The 23,166-nt window shown below is 63.6% G+C and carries 17 protein-coding genes and 1 tRNA gene; 8 read left to right on the plus strand and 10 right to left on the minus strand.

Annotated elements, in window-relative coordinates; translation table 11 throughout:
- Positions 1-34 precede the first annotated feature (34 nt).
- The 8 genes from prfA to argS form a co-directional block, all read right to left on the minus strand.
- Complete coding sequence (prfA, locus tag QMA15_RS21890) at positions 35-1,114, minus strand: peptide chain release factor 1 (protein WP_003941341.1); 1,080 nt, start codon at positions 1,112-1,114, stop codon at positions 35-37.
- Positions 1,115-1,260: 146 nt separating this feature from the next.
- Complete coding sequence (gene rpmE, locus QMA15_RS21895) at positions 1,261-1,497, minus strand: 50S ribosomal protein L31 (RefSeq protein WP_003941310.1); 237 nt, start codon at positions 1,495-1,497, stop codon at positions 1,261-1,263.
- Positions 1,498-1,722: 225 nt separating this feature from the next.
- The gene (gene rho / locus QMA15_RS21900) at positions 1,723-3,870 is read right to left on the minus strand and encodes a transcription termination factor Rho (RefSeq protein ID WP_290286428.1); all 2,148 of its coding nucleotides are present in this window, start codon (positions 3,868-3,870) and stop codon (positions 1,723-1,725) included.
- A gap of 503 nt (positions 3,871-4,373) precedes the next feature.
- Positions 4,374-5,318 (minus strand): homoserine kinase, encoded by a 945-nt coding sequence (gene thrB, locus QMA15_RS21905; protein WP_007726194.1) that lies wholly within the window; start codon positions 5,316-5,318, stop codon positions 4,374-4,376.
- 44 nt (positions 5,319-5,362) lie between these two features.
- Positions 5,363-6,445, minus strand: a complete 1,083-nt coding sequence (gene thrC / locus QMA15_RS21910) for a threonine synthase (protein WP_003941280.1) — start codon at positions 6,443-6,445, stop codon at positions 5,363-5,365.
- Positions 6,442-7,755: a homoserine dehydrogenase gene (locus QMA15_RS21915; protein WP_007726192.1), complete on the minus strand. Its 1,314-nt coding sequence runs from the start codon at positions 7,753-7,755 to the stop codon at positions 6,442-6,444. The genes thrC and QMA15_RS21915 overlap by 4 nt, the downstream gene beginning before the upstream one ends.
- Complete coding sequence (gene lysA / locus QMA15_RS21920) at positions 7,752-9,173, minus strand: diaminopimelate decarboxylase (protein WP_019749182.1); 1,422 nt, start codon at positions 9,171-9,173, stop codon at positions 7,752-7,754. Before lysA ends, QMA15_RS21915 begins: the two co-directional genes overlap by 4 nt.
- The gene (argS, locus tag QMA15_RS21925; protein WP_019749183.1) at positions 9,170-10,822 is read right to left on the minus strand and encodes an arginine--tRNA ligase; all 1,653 of its coding nucleotides are present in this window, start codon (positions 10,820-10,822) and stop codon (positions 9,170-9,172) included. Before argS ends, lysA begins: the two co-directional genes overlap by 4 nt.
- A gap of 216 nt (positions 10,823-11,038) precedes the next feature.
- On the opposite strand from argS, the gene QMA15_RS21930 reads away from it, so the two are divergent.
- Both QMA15_RS21930 and QMA15_RS21935 read left to right on the plus strand, forming a co-directional pair.
- Positions 11,039-11,866 (plus strand): DUF3105 domain-containing protein, encoded by an 828-nt coding sequence (locus QMA15_RS21930; protein WP_020908297.1) that lies wholly within the window; start codon positions 11,039-11,041, stop codon positions 11,864-11,866.
- A 4-nt stretch (positions 11,867-11,870) separates the two neighbouring features.
- Positions 11,871-12,590, plus strand: coding sequence for a DUF305 domain-containing protein (locus QMA15_RS21935; RefSeq protein WP_019749185.1), 720 nt, complete (start codon positions 11,871-11,873; stop codon positions 12,588-12,590).
- 65 nt (positions 12,591-12,655) lie between these two features.
- Here QMA15_RS21935 and QMA15_RS21940 read toward each other — a convergent pair whose 3' ends face one another.
- Entirely contained in the window at positions 12,656-15,025 is a 2,370-nt protein-coding gene (locus tag QMA15_RS21940) for a phosphoketolase family protein (RefSeq protein ID WP_290286436.1), read from the minus strand.
- A gap of 243 nt (positions 15,026-15,268) precedes the next feature.
- Here QMA15_RS21940 and QMA15_RS21945 point away from each other — a divergent pair.
- From QMA15_RS21945 to QMA15_RS21960, 4 genes are all read left to right on the plus strand, one after another.
- A tRNA-Arg gene (locus tag QMA15_RS21945) sits at positions 15,269-15,344 on the plus strand.
- An 89-nt stretch (positions 15,345-15,433) separates the two neighbouring features.
- Complete coding sequence (locus tag QMA15_RS21950; RefSeq protein WP_019749187.1) at positions 15,434-16,360, plus strand: LysR family transcriptional regulator; 927 nt, start codon at positions 15,434-15,436, stop codon at positions 16,358-16,360.
- Between the two features lie 128 nt (positions 16,361-16,488).
- On the plus strand, positions 16,489-17,817 hold the full coding sequence (locus QMA15_RS21955) for an MFS transporter (protein ID WP_019749188.1): 1,329 nt from the start codon (positions 16,489-16,491) through the stop codon (positions 17,815-17,817).
- Positions 17,818-17,819: 2 nt separating this feature from the next.
- Positions 17,820-19,712: an FAD-dependent monooxygenase gene (locus QMA15_RS21960; RefSeq protein WP_279164082.1), complete on the plus strand. Its 1,893-nt coding sequence runs from the start codon at positions 17,820-17,822 to the stop codon at positions 19,710-19,712.
- A gap of 73 nt (positions 19,713-19,785) precedes the next feature.
- Here the strand turns inward: QMA15_RS21960 and QMA15_RS21965 are convergent, their stop codons facing one another.
- Positions 19,786-21,315 (minus strand): MFS transporter, encoded by a 1,530-nt coding sequence (locus QMA15_RS21965; protein WP_290286438.1) that lies wholly within the window; start codon positions 21,313-21,315, stop codon positions 19,786-19,788.
- A gap of 85 nt (positions 21,316-21,400) precedes the next feature.
- Between QMA15_RS21965 and QMA15_RS21970 the strand changes: the two genes are divergently transcribed.
- Positions 21,401-21,778 carry a MarR family transcriptional regulator gene (locus QMA15_RS21970; RefSeq protein WP_019749191.1) on the plus strand — a complete coding sequence of 126 codons (378 nt, stop codon included), beginning with the start codon at positions 21,401-21,403 and terminating at the stop codon, positions 21,776-21,778.
- Positions 21,779-22,010: 232 nt separating this feature from the next.
- Positions 22,011-23,162, plus strand: a complete 1,152-nt coding sequence (locus QMA15_RS21975; protein WP_019749192.1) for a N(5)-(carboxyethyl)ornithine synthase — start codon at positions 22,011-22,013, stop codon at positions 23,160-23,162.
- Positions 23,163-23,166 lie beyond the last annotated feature (4 nt).

The following is a 23,166-nucleotide window of genomic DNA, read 5'->3' on the forward strand; positions in this document are numbered from 1 at the left end:
TCCCGGCGGGACGGAGGTCAGTCATGGTCTGCATCTACTCGGCCGCGAGACGTGCCTCTCGGTCCGCCTTGCCCAATGCGTCGAGAAGTGCATCGAGCTCACCGTCGAGCACTGCGTCGAGGTTGTGCGACTTGAATCCGATGCGGTGATCGGTGATGCGGTTCTCAGGGAAGTTGTAGGTGCGGATGCGCTCCGAACGGTCCACCGTCCGAACCTGACTCTGGCGACCTGCCGACGCTTCTGCGTCCGCGGCTTCCTCGGCGACTACCTGCAAACGGGCTGCAAGCACCTGCATGGCACGCGCCTTGTTCTGGAGCTGCGAGCGCTCGTTCTGGCAGGTGACGACGATGCCGGTCGGAAGGTGCGTGATTCGAACCGCGGAGTCGGTGGTGTTGACGCCCTGACCGCCCTTGCCGGACGAACGGTAGACGTCGATACGCAGGTCACTCTCGTCGATCTGGACTTGCTCGACCTCTTCGGGCTCCGGGTAGACCAGAACGCCGGCGGCCGAAGTGTGAACGCGTCCCTGGGATTCGGTGACGGGCACTCGCTGGACGCGGTGAACCCCGCCCTCGAACTTCAGCCGCGCCCACACTCCGTCCGGGGTGTCTGACTTGCTCTTGATCGACAGCGTTGCTTCCTTGTATCCGCCGAGATCGGAGACCGTCGCGTCGAGGATCTCGACGCGCCAGCCGTGCCGTTCCGCGTAGCGGACGTACATGCGGGCCAGGTCCGAGGCGAAGAGCGCGGATTCTTCGCCGCCCTCACCGGACTTCACTTCGAGGACGATGTCGTCGCCGTCATGCGGATCACGCGGCGCCAACTGATCGGTCAGCGTCTGCTCGAGCTGCGCGACCTCGGCTTCGAGATCGGGGATCTCGGCGGCGAAGCTGGAATCGTCGGCGGCGAGTTCGCGCGCAGCTTCCAGATCGTCCTGCGCAGCCGTGAGCTTGTTGTACGTCGACATGATCGGCGAGAGCTCGGAGAACCGCTTACCGACGCGCCTGGCAGCGGCAGGGTCGTTGTGCAGCGCCGGATCGGACATCTGCGCTTCGAGACCGGCGTGCTCCGCCAAGATGTCGTCGATGGCCGAGGGCTGGGTTGCGCCTGCCATGGTTCGCTCCGCTCTGAGTTTCGATTCCTACGGTGCGCGCTTGAAGGTATTTCGACGCCGGGACCCGGGAAACGCGCAAACCGAGTGCAGGCACAAAAAAGCCGACGCCCGATCTGCGCATGGCAGATCGGGCGTCGGCGGAACAGCTAGGACTCGGTGGCCGGGACCTTGCTGTCTGCGCGCTTGCCGTAGCGAGCCTCGAAGCGAGCGACGCGTCCACCGGTGTCGAGAATCTTCTGCTTGCCCGTGTAGAACGGGTGGCACTGCGAGCAAACCTCGACGTTGATGCGTCCGGACTCCTTGGTGCTGTGGGTCTCGAACGTGTTACCGCAACCGCAGACGACGGTGGTCGCTACGTAGGTTGGGTGGATTCCTGCCTTCATGGTGTCCCTTTCAATGGTCGCCGGGTCGACGTCGCCAATCGACATCGTGAACCGGAACCGGACTCGGCCGTTCAGTATGCCAGATGCGGTACCTCACCAGATAATCCGCGTCTCGCACGCCTCGGGGTGGATGTACGAAGTTGTCAACGCACTGCCCCTCGGTTTTGTTCCGCCCACGCAAAAGGCCCACAACCAGCTGGTTGTGGGCCTTTGACGTCGAGTCGATCAGTCGTCGATCGCACCCGGTGCGGTCTTGGAGACCTGCATCAGGAACTCGAGGTTGTTCTTGCTCTTCTTCAGTCGATCGATCAGCAGATCGATGGCCTGATGCGAGTCCAGTCCGGACAGGACGCGGCGGAGCTTGTGCAGCACAGCAGCTTCGTCCGGGCTCAGGAGCAGCTCGTCCTTACGCGTGCTGGACGGGTTGACGTCCACGGCCGGGAACACGCGGCGTTCGGCGATCTTGCGATCGAGCTTGAGCTCGGCGTTGCCGGTGCCCTTGAACTCTTCGAAGATCACGGTGTCGCCGGTGGATCCGGTCTCGACCATCGCGGTGGCGATGATGGTGAGCGATCCGCCGTTCTCGATGTTGCGGGCAGCGCCGAGGAAACGCTTCGGCGGGTAGAGCGCCGTCGAGTCGACACCACCGGAGAGGATGCGTCCGGACGCCGGCGAGGAGTTGTTGTACGCACGACCCAGACGCGTGATGGAGTCGAGGAGTACGACGACGTCCTTACCCATCTCGACCAGGCGCTTCGCACGCTCGATTGCCAGCTCGGCAACTGCGGTGTGATCTCCCGGCGGGCGGTCGAAGGTGGAGGAAATGACCTCACCCTTCACGCTGCGCTGCATGTCGGTCACTTCCTCGGGACGCTCGTCCACGAGGATGACCATCAGGTAGCACTCAGGATTGTTGGTGGCGACGGCATTCGCGATCGCCTGCAACACGCTGGTCTTACCGGCCTTGGGCGGGCTCACGATGAGGGCGCGCTGGCCCTTACCGATGGGCATCACCAGGTCGATGACACGCGTGGTGAGAATGTGCTGCTCGGTCTCGAGGCGCAGACGCTGGTTCGGGTACAGCGGCGTGAGCTTGTTGAACTCGGGACGCTTCTTCGCGGCCTCGACGTCGCCGCCGTTGACCGTGTCGATGCGGACCAGCGGGTTGAACTTCTGACGCTGGCTGCCCTGCTCACCGTCACGCGAGACGCGGACGGCACCGGTGATGGCGTCGCCACGGCGAAGGCCGTTCTTGCGGATCAGGTTCATGGAGACGTAGACGTCGTTGGGACCGGCGAGGTACCCGGACGTACGCACGAATGCGTAATTGTCGAGCACGTCGAGGATGCCGGCGACCGGCTGAAGGACGTCGTCCTCGCGGATTTCGGTCTCACGCGAATCGTTGGGTGCGCCACCCTCACCGCGGTCGCGACCACGGCCACGGCGCTCGCGGAAACGGCGTCCGCGGCGTCCGCGTCCACCCTCTTCGTCGTCGTCCGGTCCGTTGTTGCGGTTGTCCGTACGCGGACCGGCGTTGTTCTGGCCGGCGTTGTTCTGGTTGCCGCGATCCTGACGATCCTGGCGATCCTGGCGATCCTGGCGATCCTGGTTGCCCCGGTTGCCCTGGTTCTCGCGCTGGCCCTGGTTGTCGCGCTGGCCCTGATTGTCCCGGTTGCGCTCGCGGCGGGGACGCTCGTTGCCCTGCTCGGCGGGACCCTGATCAGCGTCGGACTTGCCCTCGGTGCGCGCAGGACGCTCGGCCGGAGCCTCAGCCTTGGCGGTCTCGGCGACCTTCGAGGTATCGGCGGCCTTCGAGGTGTCCGCGTCGGACTTTGCCGAAGGAGTGTCCTGCTCGATGCTCAGTTCACCCTGGTCGGGTGAACCTGCACGACGAGCGGCGCCGCGACGCTGACGTCCACGACGGGGTGCGCTCTGATCGGAATCCTCGGCGGATTCGGTACGCGCAGGCGCTGCCTCGGCAGGAGCGGATTCTGCCGCGGGAGCCGTTTCGGCTGCGGGGGTTTCGGTGCGTGCGGCGCGGGTGCTCTTGGCACGAGTGCGCGCAACGGGTGCGTCGTCGAGAGTGAGTTCGCTCTGTGCGGGTGCAGCCTTTGCGCTGCCGCCCTGGCGCTCCTTGATGGCTGCGATCAGGTCGCCCTTGCGCATGCCGGAAGTGCCTTTGATGCCCAGTTCACCCGCAAGAGTGCGGAGTTCGGTGAGCACCATGCCGGAGAGTCCGGCACCACGGCGCGTTTCGGCACGCTTCGTGGAGGTCGCCACCGCACCGTTCGATGCTGAAGATGACGCCTGAGAATTGTCGCCTGATTCCGACCCGGCGGGTGCAGAAGTGGCGATGAGGTCCGTATCGGTCACGGAGGTCCTTTCCTTCCCTCACTCGCACTGCGCAAAGTCGAGGGTTCGTCCCGCAGTTCGATTGAATACCGAACTCGGTGGTGCCGTACGTGGTTGCTGTCCAGAACTGCCGGCTTGTCCGCCGTCACATGATTGTCGGAAACTCTCGCCTCAAACTTTTCATGCGCTCGCAAACCTGCCCAACGCGCCTTCGTCGACGATTCACTCCCCCGTGTGTTGAACCCCAGAGATATGGAACCTCTGAGTGTTCGATCCGCGGAGGATTCAAACCTTCGGAGAAGGTACAAGCGTGAGAATCATGCCTGCGAGAATCATGCCAAGGACTGTGGACCCCGATTGGGAAGGAGTTTTGCCCCCTGGTGATGCACCGGCGACTGACGCGCACGATGTACGGACATAGCCCAGGATAGCGTCCAAACCTGAGTCCGGCAAGAATTTGGACGACTGGGTGTGTCAGTTCACTACCGATCGGTAGTGGGCGATCACCAGGACCAAGGCAGGGATCAGACAGTCGTCGTGGATACTTCGACGCCGTCGGCGATGTCCAATTCGAGCACACGTAGTCCGTCTGCCCGCGCCGCTTCGGCGAGCTCGACGGGGAAAGGTTCTGTGCTGAGCGCCAACACGGTGGGGCCTGCTCCCGAAACGGTCGCAGCAATGCCCGCCTCGCGCAAGATCCCGATCCATCGCGTCGTGAGCGGAAGTGCGGGTGCGCGCTGCGCCTGATGCAGGCGATCCTCGGTGGCTGCCATCAACAGATCGGGCCGAGCAGTGAGCGCAACGACGGCCAGCGCGCTGCGGCTCGCGTTGAACGAGGCATCCTGGTGCGGAACCAATTCGGGCAGGAGGCCACGAGTGTGTGCGGTGGACGACCGCTCCTCGGGAACCAGTGCCACAGCACGGATGTCGGGATGGACATCGAGTTTCGCCGCGGAGTAGATCGGCTCGTCGCCTTCGACGGCCGGTGGGCAACTCCACGAGACGACTGCGCCACCGAGAACACTGGCAGACGCATTGTCCGGGTGACCTTCGAACTCGGACGAGAGTTGAACCAACTGCTCTTCCGTCAAGCCGATCTCGGCATCGAGTGCGCGCGCCAGACCGTTGGCTGCTGCCAGTCCGCCGACAGCCGCAGAAGCCGAGGATCCCAACCCGCGCGAGTGCGGGATCGCGTTGCGGCACAACACGTCCAGGCCACTTGCCCACACCCCGGCCGCTTCGAGACCGCGTTCGATAGCGCGAACTACGAGATGCGAAGGACCCCAAGGTACGTCGGCAGCGCCTTCACCTTCGACGCGAATCTGAAGGCCCGAATCCGTTGTGGTGACCACGATTTCGTCGTACAACCCCAACGCCAGACCGAGGGTGTCGAACCCCGGCCCCAAGTTTGCACTCGAGGCCGGGACGCGAGCAGTCACCGAAAGGCCGATAGGCAGGGTTATAGTCATGTCAGACACCGGATTCCGCGGAGTGGTCGATGAATCCACGGACACTATGCAAGCTCGAGGGCAGCCGCGACGGCAACGGGATCGACACCGATCGGCTCGACGTTCGGCATACCCTTCAAAGCCGTGTCAGGATCCTTGAGACCGTTACCGGTCACCGTGCACACGACGGTCAGGCCCGGCTCGAGCCAGCCCTCTGCACGTGCGGCGAGCAGGCCGGCGACACTGGCTGCCGACGCCGGTTCGACGAAGACGCCCTCGGTGGCGGCGATCAGACGGTAAGCCTCGAGGATCTTCTCGTCGGTGGCGGCACGGAATGCACCGTTCGACTCTTCCTTCGCGGCGACAGCGCCGTTCCAGGAAGCGGGGGAACCGATTCGGATTGCGGTAGCGATGGTTTCGGGGTCCTTGACGGGTGCGCCGTTGACCAGCGGAGCCGCACCGGCTGCCTGGACGCCGAGCATGCGGGGCTTGACCGTGGTCAGACCGTCGGCGTAGTACTCGGAGTATCCGCGCCAGTACGCGGTGATGTTTCCTGCGTTTCCGACCGGGAGAGCGTGCACGTCGGGAGCCTTGCCGAGCACGTCCATGATCTCGAATGCCGCGGTCTTCTGACCTTCGATGCGCACCGGGTTGACGGAGTTGACCAGACCGATGGTGGGGAATTCCGCCGTGGTCTTGCGTGCCAGTTCGAGGCAGTCGTCGAAGTTGCCCTGGACCTGAATGATCTTGGCGCCGTGCATGACTGCCTGCGCAAGCTTGCCCATGGCGATCTTGCCCTGCGGGATGAGCACGGCGCAGGTCATGCCTGCCTTGGCTGCATACGCAGCGGCCGAGGCGGAGGTGTTGCCGGTGGACGCGCACAGAACTGCGCGCTGGCCCCGGGCCAAGGCGTCGGTGACGGCCATCGTCATGCCGCGGTCCTTGAAGGAACCGGTGGGGTTGAGACCCTCGACCTTGAGGTAGACGTCGCAGCCGGTGATCTCGGAGAGGTGGCCGGCCGGCAGGAGCGGGGTGCCGCCTTCGCGCAGGGTGACGGTCTTCCAGTTGTCACCGATCGCGAGACGGTCCCGGTATGCCTCGATGAGACCCGGCCATGCCTTGTGGACGGGGTTGACGATGCCGGTCATTGTTCAGTGCCTTCCAGTCGCAGCACGCTGGTCACAGCGGTGACGAATTCGAGTTCGTTGAGGGCCGCCACGGTCTCGGAGAGAGCCGCGTCGGTTGCTACATGAGTGACGACCACCAGACGCGCGCCGGCGCCGGCGCCCTCCTGGCGGACGACGGAGATGCTCACGCCGTGCTTGGCGAACTCGGCGGCGACTGCGGACAGCACACCTTCCTTGTCCGCGACCTCCATGTTCACGTAGTAGCGCGTGAGGATGTCGCCCATCGGGGCGACCTTGAGCTTGGCGTACTTGGACTCGCGGGGGCCGCGGCCGCCGTGAACCTTGTTGCGCGCCGCCATCACCAGGTCACCCATCACCGCGGAAGCGGTGGGGGCGCCGCCTGCGCCCTGGCCGTAGAACATGAGCCGGCCGGCGTTCTCTGCTTCCACGACAACGGCGTTGAACGCGCCGTTGACCGAGGCCAGCGGATGGCTGAGCGGAACCAGCGCCGGGTACACGCGAGCGGAAATCCGCTCCTTGCCCTTGGGCGTGACGATGCGCTCGCAGATCGAGAGCAACTTGATCGTGCAGTCGAGTGCCTTCGCCGACGCCAGGTCGGCGGAGGTGATCGTGGAGATTCCTTCGCGGTACACGTCCGCGGCAGTGACGCGGGTGTGGAACGCGATCGACGCGAGGATCGCAGCCTTCGCCGCGGCGTCGTAGCCTTCGACGTCCGCGGTCGGGTCGGCTTCCGCGTATCCGAGGCGTCCGGCTTCGGCGAGGGTCTCTTCGTAGTCGGCGCCGGTCTCGTCCATCGCGGAGAGGATGAAGTTGGTGGTGCCGTTCACGATTCCGGCGACCTTGTTGACACGGTCTCCGGCCAACGACTGTGTGAGCGGGCGGATCACGGGGATCGCACCGGCAACAGCGGCCTCGAAGTACAGGTCGACAGAGTTGGCCTCTGCAGCCTCCGCCAATTCACCGGTGTGGTCCGCGAGCAGCGCCTTGTTGGCGGTCACGACCGACTTACCGGAGTTGAGGGAAGAGAGAATCAGCTTGCGAGGGAGCTCGATTCCGCCGATCACCTCGACCACGATGTCGACGTCGTCACGACCGACCAGGGACTCGGCGTCCGTCGTCTGCAGTTCCTCGGGAATTCCGCGGTCCGAGCCGATACGGCGGACGGCAACTCCCCGCAGTTCCAACGGGGCGCCGACGCGAGCTTCGAGTTCCTCGGCCTGCTCACGAATGATCCGGACGACCTCGCTCCCGACGTTGCCGAGGCCGAGAACGGCCACACCGATAGCGCGATGCGCCGATTCGCTCGTCACTGCGATACCTCCAAGCTGAGCAGATCTTCCACTGTTTCCCTCCGCAGAATCACGCGTGAGACTCCGTCACGCACCGCCACCACGGCTGGGCGGGTGAGCAGGTTGTACCTGCTCGACATCGAATAGCAGTATGCACCGGTCGCTGCTACCGCTAGTAAATCACCGGGCCCGACGTCCTCGGGCATCCAGGTGTCCCGAATGACCACGTCACCGGACTCGCAGTGCTTACCGACGATACGTGCAACGACGGGATCAGCCTCGGAAGTTCGCGAAACCAACTTGGCTTCGTACTCCGCACCGTAGAGGGACGTGCGGATGTTGTCGCTCATCCCGCCGTCGACGCTGATGTAGCGGCGTGTCAGCGAGCTACCCACCGTGACGTCCTTGATGGTGCCGACCTCGTAGAGCGTCACCGTGCCAGGTCCGGCGATGGCGCGGCCGGGTTCGACGGCAAGCGTCGGCTCCGGCAATCCGGCCAGTGCGGACTCGTTGCGCACGATGTGGCCGAGCTTTGCTGCCAGTTCGTCGACGGGCGGCGGGTCGTCGGAGGGGATGTACGAGATCCCCATGCCGCCGCCGAGGTCGATGATCGAAATCTGCTTGGTCTTCTCGACTCCGAACTCGGTGACGACGTCGCGGAGCAAACCGATCACGCGGTGCGCTGCCACCTCGAAACCGTCGACGTCGAAGATCTGCGAACCGATGTGGCTGTGCAGGCCGACCAGTCGCAAGTTGTCGGCAGCGAAGACGCGACGGACCGCGTCGATCGCCGCTCCCCCGGCCAGCGAGAAACCGAACTTCTGGTCCTCATGTGCGGTGGAGATGAATTCGTGGGTATGCGCTTCGACGCCGACGGTCAGTCGGATCAACACGTCCTGAACGACACCGGCCTCACCGGCGACACGATCGAGTCGGTCGATCTCGATCGCCGAGTCGAGCACGACATGCCCGACGCCCGCGGCGACACCAGCGGCCAGTTCGGCGACTGACTTGTTGTTGCCGTGCATGGCAATTCGCTCGGCCGGGAAGTCCGCGTGCAACGCGATCGCCAGTTCACCGCCGGAGCAGACGTCGAGCGAGAGGCCTTCGTCGGCGACCCAGCGTGCGATCTCGCCACAGAGGAATGCCTTGGATGCGTAGTGCACCTTGGCATCCGGGCCGAAGGCGCGGGCCATGTCGCGGCAACGCGAGCGGAAGTCGTCCTCGTCGATGACGAACAGCGGGGTGCCGTACTTCTCGGCAAGTTCACCGACCTTGACACCCGCGAGGGTCACTTCACCGTCGTCGCCGCGAGAAGCGTTGCGCGGCCACACCTGCGGTGAGAGTTCACCGAAGGCTTCGGGGCTGGCCGGACGGTCGGGCAAGCCGGGGGCCTGCAACTGCTCGGCATGCTTGGGGCCGGCGGGGTGCGCGTTCACATTTGCTCCGGTGCGGTGACGCCGAGCAGTTCGAGGCCGTTGGCCAGGACCTGTCGGGTGGCGGCGCAGAGAGCCAGACGCGCGCGGTGCACGTCGGTGGCGTCTTCGTCGCCTTGCGGAAGGATGCGGCACGCGCCGTAGAAGCGGTGGTACGCACCCGCGAGTTCTTCGAGGTAGCGGGCAATACGGTGCGGCTCACGCAGATTCGCCGCGCTCGACACGACGCGTGGGTACTCGCCGATCGTGCGGATGAGGTCACCCTCCTGCTCGACGGTGAGCAGGGCGAGGTTGCTCGCGTCGGCGGACAGACCGAGGTCCGCGGCGTTGCGAGCGATCGCCGAGAGGCGTGCATGCGCGTACTGGACGTAGTAGACGGGGTTCTCGCTGCTGGTCTTGGTCCACAGGTCGAGATCGATGTCGATGCTCGAGTCGACCGACGAGCGGATCATGACGTAACGCGAGGCGTCGACGCCGATTGCCTCGACCAGGTCGTCGAGGGTGATGACGGTGCCTGCGCGCTTGCTCATCTTGACGGCAGTGCCGTCCTTGACGAGGTTGACCATCTGGCCGATCAGCACCTCGACGGTGTCCGGATCGTCGCCGAATGCGGCCGCGGCAGCCTTGAGACGGCCGATGTATCCGTGATGGTCGGCACCGAGCATGTAGATGCAGAGGTCGAACCCGCGGGCGCGCTTGTTCTGGAAGTAGGCGATGTCACCGGCGATGTAGGCGGCGTTGCCGTCGCTCTTGATGACGACGCGGTCCTTGTCGTCGCCGTAGTCGGTGCTCTTGAGCCACCACGCACCGTCTTCGTGGAAGAGGTTGCCCGAACCCTTGAGGGATTCGACGGCCTTCTCGACCGCACCGGATTCGAAGAGCGAGTTCTCGTGGAAGTAGACGTCGAAGTCGACGCCGAAGTCGTGGAGGGTCTGCTTGATGTGCGTGAACATCAATTCGACGCCGATGGCGCGGAAGGTTTCCTGCTGCTCGTCGGCGGGCAGCTCCATGACGTCGGGACGCTGCTTCAGAACCGAGGCGGCGATGTCGGCGATGTATGCACCGGCGTAACCGTCTTCCGGAGCAGGTTCACCTTTCGCTGCAGCGATCAGCGAACGCGAGAAGCGGTCGATCTGGGCACCGTGATCGTTGAAGTAGTACTCACGTGTGACCAATCCACCCTGCGCGGACAGAATGCGTCCGAGCGCGTCTCCGACTGCAGCCCAACGGGTTCCACCGAGGTGAATCGGTCCGGTGGGGTTGGCCGAGACGAATTCGAGGTTGATCTTCTTGCCGGCGAGAGAGTCGCCCGAGCCGTACGACGCACCGGCTTCGAGAACCGACACGACGATCGCGCCCTGGGCGTCCTTGTCCAACCGAATGTTGAGGAAGCCGGGTCCGGCGATCTCGGCGGATTCGATTCCGTCGGCAGCGGTGAGGGCTTCGGCGATCCAGCCCGCCAGCTCGCGGGGATTAGTGCCGACCTTCTTGGCTACCTGCATGGCAATGTTGGTGGCGTAATCGCCGTGCTCGGGGTTGCGTGGTCGCTCGACGGTAAGGGTTTCGGGCAGCACGGATACGTCGAGGCCACGATCGGCAAGGACGCTCGCTGCGGTTCCGCGGAGCAGTTCGGCAAGGTCAGCTGGAGTCACAGGTATTCATCCTATTGCCTGCACACCGGAAGTGGAGACTCGCCTCACGCCTCGCTCTCCGTGAACGTGCGCGGGGCCGCTGTGGCGTGTCGCACGCCACTCTCAAAGTTTGCCCTCAGACTCGGAAAGTACAGTGGTAATGCCCGAGCTACCACCGCGTACCTTCATGCGCGGGCGCGCCACACCTCAAGCCCACACACCGAAAGAGCCCAATCGATGCCAAGCGGTTCCGATAGTCGCGGTCCCAACAAGAACTCCGGGGCCAAATCAGCCAAGGCCATCAAGGCCGCCAACAAGAACAGTCGGCCGGCCAAGAAGGGTAAGGGCGGCGTCCCCGCTCCCCGCCAGATCCCCTGGCTGTCGATCGGCGCCGGTGTGGCTGTGCTCGCACTCATCGCCGTGCTCGGTATCAATCTGTGGCCCAAGGTCGAGGAGCGGCAGGCCCTCGAGCCGTACAAGTACAGCTCCGAGAACAAGGATCCGTCCGACAAGATCGACGGCGTCCTCAAGATCGAGTACCCGGCCGGCCAGCACGTCGATTCCACTCAGCGCGTGGCGTACGACCAGACCCCGCCGTTCGGTGGCCCGCACGACGCCACCTGGGCGAACTGCACCGGAACCGTGTACGCCGACCCGATCCGCACCGAGAACGCCGTCCACTCGCTCGAGCACGGCGCCATCTGGATCACGTACAACCCCGATCTCGTCGACCAGGACCAGATCGACAGCCTCGCCGCACGCGTCAACGGCAAGTCCTACATGCTGATGTCGCCGTACCCCGGCCAGAGCAGCCCCATTTCTCTGCAGTCGTGGGGCCACCGCCTCGAGATCGACAAGGCCGACGACGATCGCATCGATCAGTTCATCACCGCGTTGAACCAGAACCCGAACGTCTACCCCGAGGTCGGAGCGAGCTGCACCAACCCGCTGTTCACCCCGTCGACGTCGCCGTTCGATCCGACACCTCCGGGCGCCGACGCCATCCAGATGGACGGCACGGGCGCGACCCCGGCCACCGACGAACAGATTCCCGCCGGTGGATAGTCCGGTGAATAGTTCAGAGACCACCGATCAGCCTTCGAAGCCGAGTCAGCGCACCGCACTGCTGATCATCGGTCTGATCGGCGCGATCGCCGTCGGTTTTGCCCTCGGCGCACTGACCAACCTCCTCGGACCCGATGCGAAGTCGTCACTGACCGTTCCGGCCTCGGATTCGGTGGACGTGGGCTTCGCTCAGGACATGAGCGTGCACCACAGCCAGGCCGTGGACATGGCGTCCATCGCCCTGACGAAGTCCACGGACAACGACGTACGCACGCTGGCGTTCGACATCTTGACCACGCAGCAGAACCAGCTCGGTCAGATGCAGGCGTGGCTGACCATGTGGGATCAGCCGCTGTCCAAGGTGGGTCCGTACATGGAGTGGATGTCGTCGGATTCGGGCTCCGGCCACGGATCGCACGGGACTTCGGCCACGATGGACATGGCTCATTCCGGCCCGGTCGACACGATGCCCGGCATGGCGTCCCCCGAGGACCTCGCGGCTCTCCGCGCGGCGGAAGGCCTGCAACTCGACACCTTGTTCCTGCAGTTGATGCTTCGTCACCACGAAGGTGGGCTTCCGATGATGGAGTACGCAGCTGCCGACGCCACCGAGGGTCCGGTGCGCAGCCTGGCACAGACCATGGTCAACACGCAGCAGAGCGAGTCCAAGCTGATGACCGACATGTTGGCGGCTCGCGGCGCAGTGCCGCTGCCCATGAACTGAGCTGCACTGCACTGCACTGCGCTGAACCGAGAATGTTCAGACCCAACTGGGCCTGGTCCTGAATTTCAGGACCAGGTCCAGTTTTCTACCTCCGGCATGTCTTCGAGGTGCTCGACGATGTAACGCGAGTGCTTTTCGAGCTGTGTCCGGCAGAACTCCGCCAACTCGGAAGCCCCGGCCGGCCGACGCTTGGAGCGTCGTAGCGCCTCGATCACCAGGTGGTAGCGGCTCATCTTGTTGAGGACAACCATGTCGAACGGTGTTGTGGTTGTTCCCTGTTCACTGAATCCGCGAACGTGGAAGCGCTCGGGACTCGGACGCCCGTGAATCAGTTCGTGCACCGCACGCGAGTACCCGTGGAATGCGAACACGACGTCGGTCTGCGCGGTGAACAGATCGAGGAAGACCCGCTCCCCGAATCCGTGGGGATGCTCGGTTGGCGTCAGCAAGGCCATCAGATCGACGACGTTGACGACGCGGGTGATCAGTTCGGGTGTGTGATCGCGCAGCAACTGCGCGGCAGCCAGGATCTCCTGCGTCGGCACATCTCCCGCAGCGGCCAGCACCACGTCCGGTTCCTGTCCGCGAGCCTCGGTTCCGGCCCATTCCCACACCGAAGCTCCGGCCGCGCAGTGCTCGTGCGCTTGCTCGAGCGTGAGGTACTGCAGGTGCGGTTGCTTGTCCACGACTATCAGGTTGACGTGGTCGGTACTACGCAGGCAGTGGTCCGAGATCGAGAGCAAGGTGTTGGAATCCGGCGGCAGCCACACGCGGATCACACTGGGCGCCAAGGGAATAACGGCGTCGATCATGCCGGGGCCCTGATGACTGAATCCGTTGTGGTCGTTGCGCCAGCATGTACTGGTCAGCAGCACGTTGAGCGAAGCGACGGACGCCCGCCACGGCAGGTCGACGGCATGTTGGAGCCACTTGGCGTGCTGGATGAGCATCGACACGCTCACCATCGCAAATGCTTCGTAGCTCGCGAACATCCCGTGTCGACCGGACAACAGATAGCCCTCGAGCCAACCTTCGCAGAGGTGCTCGCTGAGGACCTCCATGACACGACCGTCCGCGGACAGCCCGTCGTCGTAGTCGGTGATCGGCAGTTGCCAGCAGCGGTCGGTTGTCTCGAACACGGCGCCGAGGCGATTGCTCGACGTCTCGTCCGGACAGAAGAGTCGGAAGATCCCGCCGCTGTCCTCGGTTTCCGTGGCGGCGTAGATGTCGCGCAGAAGCTCGCCGAGCACTCGCGTCGTCTCGTGGAAGGTCGAACCCGGGGATTGGATGGGAAGCGCGTACTTTTCGAGCGGCGGCATCGGGAGATCGACGCGAAGTCGTCCACCGTTCGCGTAGGGAGTGCTCCCCATGCGCTTGTCCCCCGCCGGCGAGAGCGCCGCCAGTTCCGCGACGAGTGATCCGTTGGCGTCGAACAACTCGTCCGGACGGTACGACCGCATCCACTCTTCGAGTTGCCGCAGATGCGATTCGTTGGTTCGCACGCCGGACAACGGCACCTGGTGCGCACGATGTGTGCCCTCGACCAAGATTCCGTCGACGGTGTGTGGACCGGTCCATCCTTTCGGCGTCCGCAAGACTATTGCCGGCCACGAACCCGTCCACTCGTCGCCGCGGCGTGCGGCACCCTGCATCTCGCGGATCTTCTCGTGTGCCTGCGAGATCGCTTGATACAACTGAGGAAACACGACGTCGGGGTCGTCACCGGAGACGACGATCGGCGCCCACCCCTGGCCGCCGAGGTAGGCCTGAATGTCTTCGTCGCTGCTGCGCCCGTACACGGTCGGGCCCGCGATCTTGGCGCCGTTCACGTGCAGGATCGGCAACACCGCGCCGTCGCGCCGCGGATTGAGGAACGCCGGGAGCTTCCACGAGCCGGACAACGGCCCGGTCTCGGCTTCGCCGTCGCCGATCACACAGGCCACCACGAGGTTCGGATGATCGAAGGCAGCGCCGGCCGCATGTGCAAGGGCGTAGCCGAGCTCGCCTCCTTCGTGGATGCTTCCGGGTGTCTGCACACTCACATGGCTGGGCACTCCGCCGGGAGCCGAGAATCGCCGACACATCCGGTGGATACCCTCGGCGTCGTCCGAGACTTCCGGATAGATCTCCGAATACGTTCCCTCGAGATACGTCGACGCGACCAGCGCCGGGCCGCCGTGCCCCGGGCCGGTGACGTACAGCCAGTCAGCATCAGTGGCGACGATGTGCCGATTGAGGAGCGTGTAGATCATCGACAGGCCGGGGCTGGTCCCCCAGTGCCCGAGCAGTCGAGGCTTGATGTGCTCGGCTCGCAACGGTTCCCGCAGAAGCGTGTTGTCTTTCAGATAGATCTGCGCAACGGTCAGGTAGTTGGCCGCTGCCCACCACTTCAGGTCGAGCGCGAGCTGGTCTTCGGAATAGTGGTGATCGGTCATCAACGACTCCCGTACCTCACGAGGGTGCCCGAGCAGTCCGCCCGAGCCTGTGCTCAGAGCCGAGCCTAGGCGTAAAAAGCATCCGAGTCAGTCGGTACAGATGATTCGACGACCATGGTCCCCGGCCGCATCCTCGACTGCCTCCCGCGACGACGCCATGCCGAGACGGGTGCCGGTTTGGTCTTGGCCCCCCGTGATGCGCTACGCTAACGCAGCCCAATCGGCACACCGAAAGTTCGGTGCGCCCCCGTAGCTCAGGGGATAGAGCGTTCGCCTCCGGAGCGAAAGGTCGCAGGTTCGAATCCTGCCGGGGGCACCACGAAGACGCAGGTCAGCGATTGATCTTCGACTTCTCCACGGTGCCGCACCAAAATATACAGGGCAATCTATCCGACTACTGTCGATCTCATGCCTCGCATCGATCCTGCTCCCACGTACACGATGCGTCAGCTTGCTGCGTTTGTCGCGGTAGCCGAGACCGGGACGATCAGCGCCGCGGCCGAGCGCTTGCACCTCTCCCCCTCTGCCCTGTCCGCGTCGCTCACCGAACTCGAACGCGCGCTCAAAGTTCAACTGTGCGTTCGCCGTCGCTCATTCGGCATTCAACTGACCCGCACCGGCGAATCCGTTCTGGTGCGCGCCCGGGCGCTACTTCAGCAAGCCGGGGAGCTCGAATCCGATGCGCTCGGAACCGGCGGAAACGTGTCGGGGCCCATCGCGATCGGTTGCTATCCCGCTCTGGGGCCGACGGTATTGCCGTCGATGATCGCCGGGTTCACCCGTGAGAATCCCGACGCGCAGGTGGAGTTCCGCGAGGACACTCAGAATCGGCTCCAGACACATCTCGAGAACGGCGAGTTGGACCTCGCGATCGCTTACGACCTGGACCTGTCTCCACAATTGCGCACAGTTCCGTTGGCCATCCGCGAACCCTTGATCGTCCTGGGTGCAGAACACCCACTCGCGCGGTCCGAGCGACCGATCCATCTTCCGGACCTCGCGGACCACCCGATGGTTCTCCTCGACGCGCCGCCGAGCACCAAACACGCGCTCGACGTCTGCCGCGCAGGCGGATTCATCCCGAAGGTTGCATACAGAACCGCGAACTTCGAGACGGCGCGGGCATTTGTCGGGCGCGGACTCGGCTGGACGCTGTTGCTCCAGCGCCCCAAGATGGACGTCACGTACGAGGGGCTCGAGGTAGTCGTCAAGACCATCGCTTCCCCTGTCGTGCCGTCGGTGCACGTAGTTCTCGCGTGGCACCAGAACACTCGCCTCAGCCGCGTCGCACGCGCTTTCATAGAATTCGTTTCACCCTCGGAACCTGCCCAATAGTCCCACTACCAGGCAGCGGAGCTGGTTCCACGTATTTTCCGTGCAAGAACCTCCAATTCTTTCGCTTTTCAATTGTTGTGGCGCACGTCATTGTTTCTTCAAGCCACATTCATCTCGAAAGGCACTTCATGACCTCCATCGCCTCACCGACCGCTACGCGCACCGCCGCGACGGTCAAGGCGCGCAAGGCCGCCCTCGGCAGCTTTGTCGGCACCGCCATCGAGTGGTACGACTTCTTCATCTACGGCACCGCCGCCGCGCTCGTGCTCGGCAAGCAGTTCTTCCCCGGCACGTCCGATCTGGCCGGCACCCTGGCCGCCTTCGCCACCCTCGCCGTCGGATTCGTCGCGCGTCCCATCGGCGGAATCGTGATGGGCCACTTCGGCGACCGCATCGGACGCAAATCCATGTTGGTCACCTCGTTGATGCTGATGGGCTGCGCCACCGTTGCCATCGGCCTGCTACCCAACTACGCCGCCATCGGCGTCTTCGCCCCCATACTCCTGGTGACCTTGCGATTCGTTCAGGGACTCGGTGTCGGCGGCGAGTGGGGCGGCGCAGTTCTGGTCGCCACCGAAAACGCACCGGAGGGCAAGAAGGGGCTGTACGGCAGCGCACCACAAATCGGTGTTCCCGCAGGCGTACTGGTGGCCAATCTCGTCTATCTCCCCCTCGCCGCCTTCATGGACGACGATGCATTCAACTCCTGGGGATGGCGAATCCCGTTCCTGCTCAGCGCAGTTCTTGTGGGCGTTGCGATGTGGATCCGTCTCGGCCTCGAGGAAAGTGACGAGTTCACCGCTTCGAAGTCCGAAGCACCGGCGGAGTCCATGCCGATTCTCGAGGTTCTCACCAGACACTGGAAGACAGTGCTCCTCGCCGGTGGAACCTTCATCGCCACCAACGGAATTGCGTACGCGTACATGGTTTACGTGCTCAAATACGGCGAGACCGAACTCGGCTTCAGCAAAACCACGATGCTCTTCCTCCTCATCGCATCCTGCCCGTTCTGGATGGCGGGAATGGCTTTCAGCGCTCACAAGTCGGACACTCTCGGACGCCGGACCGTCTACATCCGCAGTTCGATCACCCTGGTAGTGGCGGCAGCGGTGTTCTTTCCGCTGATCGACACAGCGATCGTCCCGGTGATGCTCGTATCGATGATCGCCCTCGGCTTCACGCTCGGCTGCTGCGCCGGCCCACAAGCGGCACTGTTCGCCGAATTGTTCCCCGCACACATCCGCTACAGCGGAGCGTCACTCGGCTACCAGATCGGCGCAATCCTCGGCGGCGGTCTGGCCCCGATGATCGCCACCGCGCTCTACGCCGCCTTCGACACCTCGTTCGCCATCACCGTTTACTTCGTGATCATTGCCGTGATCAGCTTGGTTTCCATCCTGCTACTCCCGGAACCTCAACTGATCCCGAAAAACACTGCCGCACAGAAAGCCTCGTGACCATGTCGACCTACTTTCATCCGAAGAAGTACGCCCCCGAGGACTTCGCTTCCATGGCGCCTTCGGCCGACGCACTTCCCGTCGTGATCGTCGGAGCCGGCCCAGTCGGCATGGGCGTAGCCATGGGCTTGGCCCAGCGCGGCATTCCCGTCACGATTCTCGAAGCGGCCGATCAGGTCTCGTTCGGCAGTCGCGCGATCTGCGTGTCACGGCACAGTCTCGAAGTTGCCGAACGCCTTGGTTTCGGCGCCGAACTCGAAGACATCGTTCTACCGTGGGTGGGTGGTCGGAGTTACTACCGCGATCAGGAAGTACTGCAGTTCCGGATGGCATCCGCCGAGCACGACGCGCGCGGACCCATGGTCAACGTCTCGCAATCCGAGTTCGAACAGATCATGACCGACAAGTTGCTCGCCCACCCACTGGTGAACTTCCACTGGTCGTCGTCGATCGCCGGCATCTCCGGCGGTGACGACGAGGTAACTCTGACCGTCGACACCGCGTTCGGAACCCGCGAACTGCGTGCGGCGTGGGTCGTGGCTGCCGACGGTGGACGCAGCAAGATGCGCGAACTCAGCGGAATCCGCTTGCAGGGCAACAGCTACGAGGGCAACTACGTCATTGCCGACATTCATTGGGAATCGGAACTCCCGGCCGAGCGTCTGGTGTGGTTCGACGCACCCAGCAACCCGGGCTCCACGATCATCATGCACCGCCAACCACGGGACATCTGGCGCATCGACTACCAGCTCGATGCGTCGGACGATCCGGAAGCGGAGACGCAAGAAGATCGCATCCGTGACCGCATCACGCGTCACCTCGAATGGCTCCAGAGCGACATCCCCTGGACCCTGGAATGGTTCGGCTTCTACCGCGCCCATGCACTCGCCCTGGAAGATTTCACTCACGGCCGTGTGCTCTTTGCCGGCGACGCCGCGCATCTCGTTCCGATCTTCGGTGTTCGTGGCCTCAACTCTGGCATGGAAGATGCCGAGACCCTGGTGTGGCAACTGGCGGCCGTCATCAACGGAGCTGCCGATACCGCCATCCTCGACGCGTATTCGAAGGAACGTCGCAGCGCGTGGCAGCAGAACGTCGACAATGCAGGCAAGTCGACGCTCATCATGTCGCCCGGCAGTCACGGCTACCGGACCACCCGCGACGCCGTACTCGAACTCGCCACCAAGCGAAGCGAATTCGCGCACCTCATCAACCCGCGCCAGTCGAGTGCAACGCACGCCCGTCTCTCGCCGCTGACGTGGCCCACAGCTGCGGGCACCGAGGGCGTACTGCCCGGGGATCCGCTGGAAGACAGAGTCGTCCAGGTCTCGGCGGACGGTTCGAAAACCTCCTTGAACAGTCTGCGCGGTACTGGATTCGGCCTGCTGGCTTTCGGACTGTCAGCTGAGCTGGTATCCGAACTCGACACGCAAGCCGAAATCCTCGCTCAGGCCCTTGCACCGGAAACCGTACGGGTGATCACCGCGGGAACTAACGACTCCACGATTCCCGATGCCGAAGGCAATCTCGCATCTGCCCTCGGTGCTCGTGTCGGCGAGATCTTCGTGATTCGGCCCGACGGATTGGCGCTCTGCCGCATCAGCGATCCCACGCAATTGAACGACGTGGCCAAGCACCTCACCGCCGGCACTGCGCCGACGCACTTCGATACGGCACAGTCGGCGACAACTGCGGTGATCGACGACGAGGGCCACCGCGAGCACGTCTGGTTGGCACTGTCGAACGCACTCGATCAGGCTGATCCGTCCGACCGCGAAGCCATGTTGGTGCGCCTTGCCTTGATTCTCGGTTCGCAAGCTACGTCGACAAGTTTCGACGCAGCCCTGAAAGACGCGGCCCCGAAAGACGCAGCCCTGAAATCTGCCACCCGATAGTTCAGACACAGCAACTCGGCCGCGCAGGATTGTCTCCTACGCGGCCGAGCGCATTCGCGGATGAAGCAAGTATTCAGTTGACCTCGGCCAATTCCTTTCCTTCCTCAGCGCGCCTTTCACGCACGGATCTTCCCCGCAGCGACCTTCCACGTACCAGCGGCGAGACGGTGATCGCCAAGCCCACCAGCGCGACTCCGGTAACCAGGATCAGTCCGGGATGGAACTGTTCGAATCCGGCGGTACCGGCACCGGATGCGGTGTGCGATCCGGCGGTCACGAGGGCGGTAGTCAGAGCGAGTACGAGCGCCGCACCGACCTGAGCGGAGGTGTTCACCAGCCCGGACGCCAATCCCTGTTCCGAGTCGTCGACGCCGGAGGTGGCCTGGGCCATGATCGAGGTGTACCCCAACGCGAATCCGAGTCCGAGCAGGATGACGCTCGGCAGAATCGCCACGACGTACGACGGTGAATCGCTGCCCGCGAAGAGGAACCAGAGGTACCCGACGCTGAGCGAGGTCAGTGCCGCGATGATGAGCTTGGCACTGCCGTACAGGTCGACCAACCGTCCGACGAACGGTGATCCGAAGGCGACGATGATGCCCGCGGGGAGCAGTGCCATCGCCATCTTCAGGGGTGACCAGCCGAGGGCCGACTGCAGGAAGATCGTCATCATGAACTGGAAGCTCAGGTAGGAACCGAAGAGCGCGATGATGGCCAGATTCGCACGAACGATGGTGCCGACGCGTAGAAGCCCAAGTCGCACAAGCGGATGCGCCACCTTCTTCTCCACGAAGAAGAACGTCGCCAGAAGCACGGCAGCGACGGCGAACGAACCCAGCGTCATCGGGTGTGCCCATCCACGAGTCGGAGCCGAAACCATCGTGTACACGGTGAGAAGCATTCCCGTCACCAGGGTGACGGCGCCGACGAGGTCGTGTCCCCCGGCATCTGCGGGACGGTCCCGCGGAATGAGGAAGTACCCACCGATCAGAGCGATGACGGCAAACGGAACCGGCATCAGGAACGTGAATCGCCAACCGGCACTGGTCAACAGTCCACCCAGGATCAGGCCCGACGAGTAACCACTGGCGCCGAACACGGAGAACACCGAAAGCGCACGGTTACGGGCCGGACCTTCCTTGAACGTCGTGGTGAGAATGGACATTGCAGTCGGCGCAGTGAAGGCCGCCGCCAGTCCCTTCACGAATCGTGATGCGATCAGCAGTGTTCCGTTGTCGACAAGGCCACCGACCAGCGAAGCGATTGCGAACACGGTCAGCGCGATCAGGAAGACCTTCCTGCGCCCGAGAAGATCGGCGGTACGTCCACCGAGTAGCAACAAGCCGCCGAATCCGAGGACGTAGCCGTTGATGATCCACTGCAGCGAAGTAGTGGACAGGCCCAGTTCGTTGCCGATGGACGGTAGAGCGACGCCCACCATTGACACATCGAGACCGTCGAGGAACAACACGAGGCAGAGCACCGCGAGGATGCCCCACAGCTTGAGGGACCAGCCCTCTCCTGTGGCCGGATCGGTGGATTCCGTAGAACCCGGGGATTCCGGCGAATCGAATGGTTTGAGTGTCGAGTCTGTGCAAGTCACGTCAGCGAGAATAGATGCACATGCACTTAATGCACAAGCATTTAATGCAATTGCACGTAATCGAGTCTTCAACTAGAATGCGGTCGTGACGTCGGAATCGGAATTGCGCAACACCTGGCGCTCGTTGTCGACCAGCTACAACGACATCGCGTGCGAACTCGATCGCCAGATGCAGTCGGCGCACGGCCTGAGTATGAGCGACTTCGAGGCCCTCGACCGACTCATGGACACCTCGTGCGAGCGTCCACGGATGCAGGATCTGGCTTCGGAGATGTACCTGAGTCCCAGTGCGCTCTCCCGCAGCGTCGCCCGCCTCGAGAAGGCCGGACTGGTTCAGCGAGCACTGTGCGAGGCTGACCGGCGCGGAGTCTTCATCGACGTCACCGACAAAGGTCGTCAAGTACACACGGATGCCAGCAAAATTCAACTGGCCGTGCTGGATTCACGCCTGCGCGAGCAGTAGCCCTACGTCGGAGCAGCACCGCACCTCGCCCGGCCGCCGGGCGAGGACCGTTCAGGACTAGACTGAGCACATACCGGCGCGCCTTTCTGTTGCCGTCGGCGATCGACAGCAGCGCAGCCGGCACGCCTTCCGCGATCCTGGCCGAGGCAATCTGCCAGCGTTCCTGCGGCTTCTGCTAGTCCCTCAGGCGCCTGCCTGACATCTCTACCTGCTCCTATCGAGAGATACACAATTGAACAACGCACGCACCCTTGGAGTCATCGGACAGTCGAGCAAACCGGCAGAACGCCGGTTGCCGATCCATCCTGCGCATTTCGATCGCATCGATGCCGAACTACGTTCTCGGATCTACCTCGAAGAGGGTTACGGCCACCCCTTCGGCTACTCCGACGACTACCTCTCGCGTCTGGTGGCCGGAATCCGCACGCGCAAGCAGATTTTGGCGGAAACCGATGTGGTTCTGCTACCGAAGCCGTTGGTGCGTGACCTCGCCGAACTACGGTCGGGTCAGGTTCTCTGGGGCTGGCCGCACTGTGTCCAGGACACCGAGCTGACACAGATCGCGATCGACAAGAAACTGACTCTCATCGCCTTCGAAGCGATGAACTTCTGGCACAGCGACGGATCGTTCAATCTGCATGTGTTCCACAAGAACAACGAGTTGGCCGGCTATTGCTCGGTACTGCACGCCCTGCAGTTGATCGGTTCCACCGGAGACTACGGCCGCCGTCTCACTGCTGCCGTGATCGGTTTCGGTGCCACTGCACGCGGCGCCGTCACTGCACTCAAGGCGCACGGTATCCACGAAGTGGACGTACTGACTCAGCGCGGCGTCACCGCCGTCAGCTCCCCTATCCACTCGGCGCGAATGGTCTCGTTCGACAACAACAACGGCGACGTCCGCGGCAGCCACGTCATGCTCGACAACCACAGCGTGCCGGTACCGGGCTTCCTGGCCGAGCACGACATCGTCGTCAACTGCGTGCTGCAGAACACGGATGCCCCGCTGACGTTCCTGACCGAGGAAGATCTCATGGACTTCCAACCGGGAAGCCTCATCGTCGACGTCTCGTGCGACGAAGGCATGGGGTTCAGCTGGGCTCGTCCCACCTCGTTCGCGGATCCGACCTTCATCGTCGGCGACAACATCACTTACTACGGCGTCGATCACAGCCCGTCGTACCTGTGGAACTCCGCGTCGTGGGAGATCAGCGAATCACTTCTTCCCTACCTGCCCACTGTGATGGCAGGAGAGACGGCCTGGAAGGCAGACGAGACCGTCGACCGCGCCATCGAAATCCGTGACGGCGTCATCGTGAATCCCGCCATTACGCGTTTCCAGCACCGTTCGGCGGACTACCCGCACGCTGTCATCGCGGAATAGGCGC

Origin of the sequence: Rhodococcus sp. APC 3903 (assembly GCF_030407755.1) — a bacterium.
GTDB lineage: Bacteria > Actinomycetota > Actinomycetes > Mycobacteriales > Mycobacteriaceae > Rhodococcus_F > Rhodococcus_F erythropolis.

What these genes read in the sequence shown, in the direction of transcription:
- prfA (WP_003941341.1), bottom strand. Translation starts at nt 1,114, where the DNA reads ATGGCAGGCGCAACCCAGCCCTCGGCCATCGACGACATCTTGGCGGAG.
- rpmE (WP_003941310.1), bottom strand. Translation starts at nt 1,497, where the DNA reads ATGAAGGCAGGAATCCACCCAACCTACGTAGCGACCACCGTCGTCTGC.
- thrB (WP_007726194.1), bottom strand. Translation starts at nt 5,318, where the DNA reads ATGACTATAACCCTGCCTATCGGCCTTTCGGTGACTGCTCGCGTCCCG.
- thrC (WP_003941280.1), bottom strand. Translation starts at nt 6,445, where the DNA reads ATGACCGGCATCGTCAACCCCGTCCACAAGGCATGGCCGGGTCTCATC.
- QMA15_RS21930 (WP_020908297.1), top strand. Translation starts at nt 11,039, where the DNA reads ATGCCAAGCGGTTCCGATAGTCGCGGTCCCAACAAGAACTCCGGGGCC.
- QMA15_RS21940 (WP_290286436.1), bottom strand. Translation starts at nt 15,025, where the DNA reads ATGACCGATCACCACTATTCCGAAGACCAGCTCGCGCTCGACCTGAAG.
- QMA15_RS21950 (WP_019749187.1), top strand. Translation starts at nt 15,434, where the DNA reads ATGCCTCGCATCGATCCTGCTCCCACGTACACGATGCGTCAGCTTGCT.
- QMA15_RS21955 (WP_019749188.1), top strand. Translation starts at nt 16,489, where the DNA reads ATGACCTCCATCGCCTCACCGACCGCTACGCGCACCGCCGCGACGGTC.
- QMA15_RS21960 (WP_279164082.1), top strand. Translation starts at nt 17,820, where the DNA reads ATGTCGACCTACTTTCATCCGAAGAAGTACGCCCCCGAGGACTTCGCT.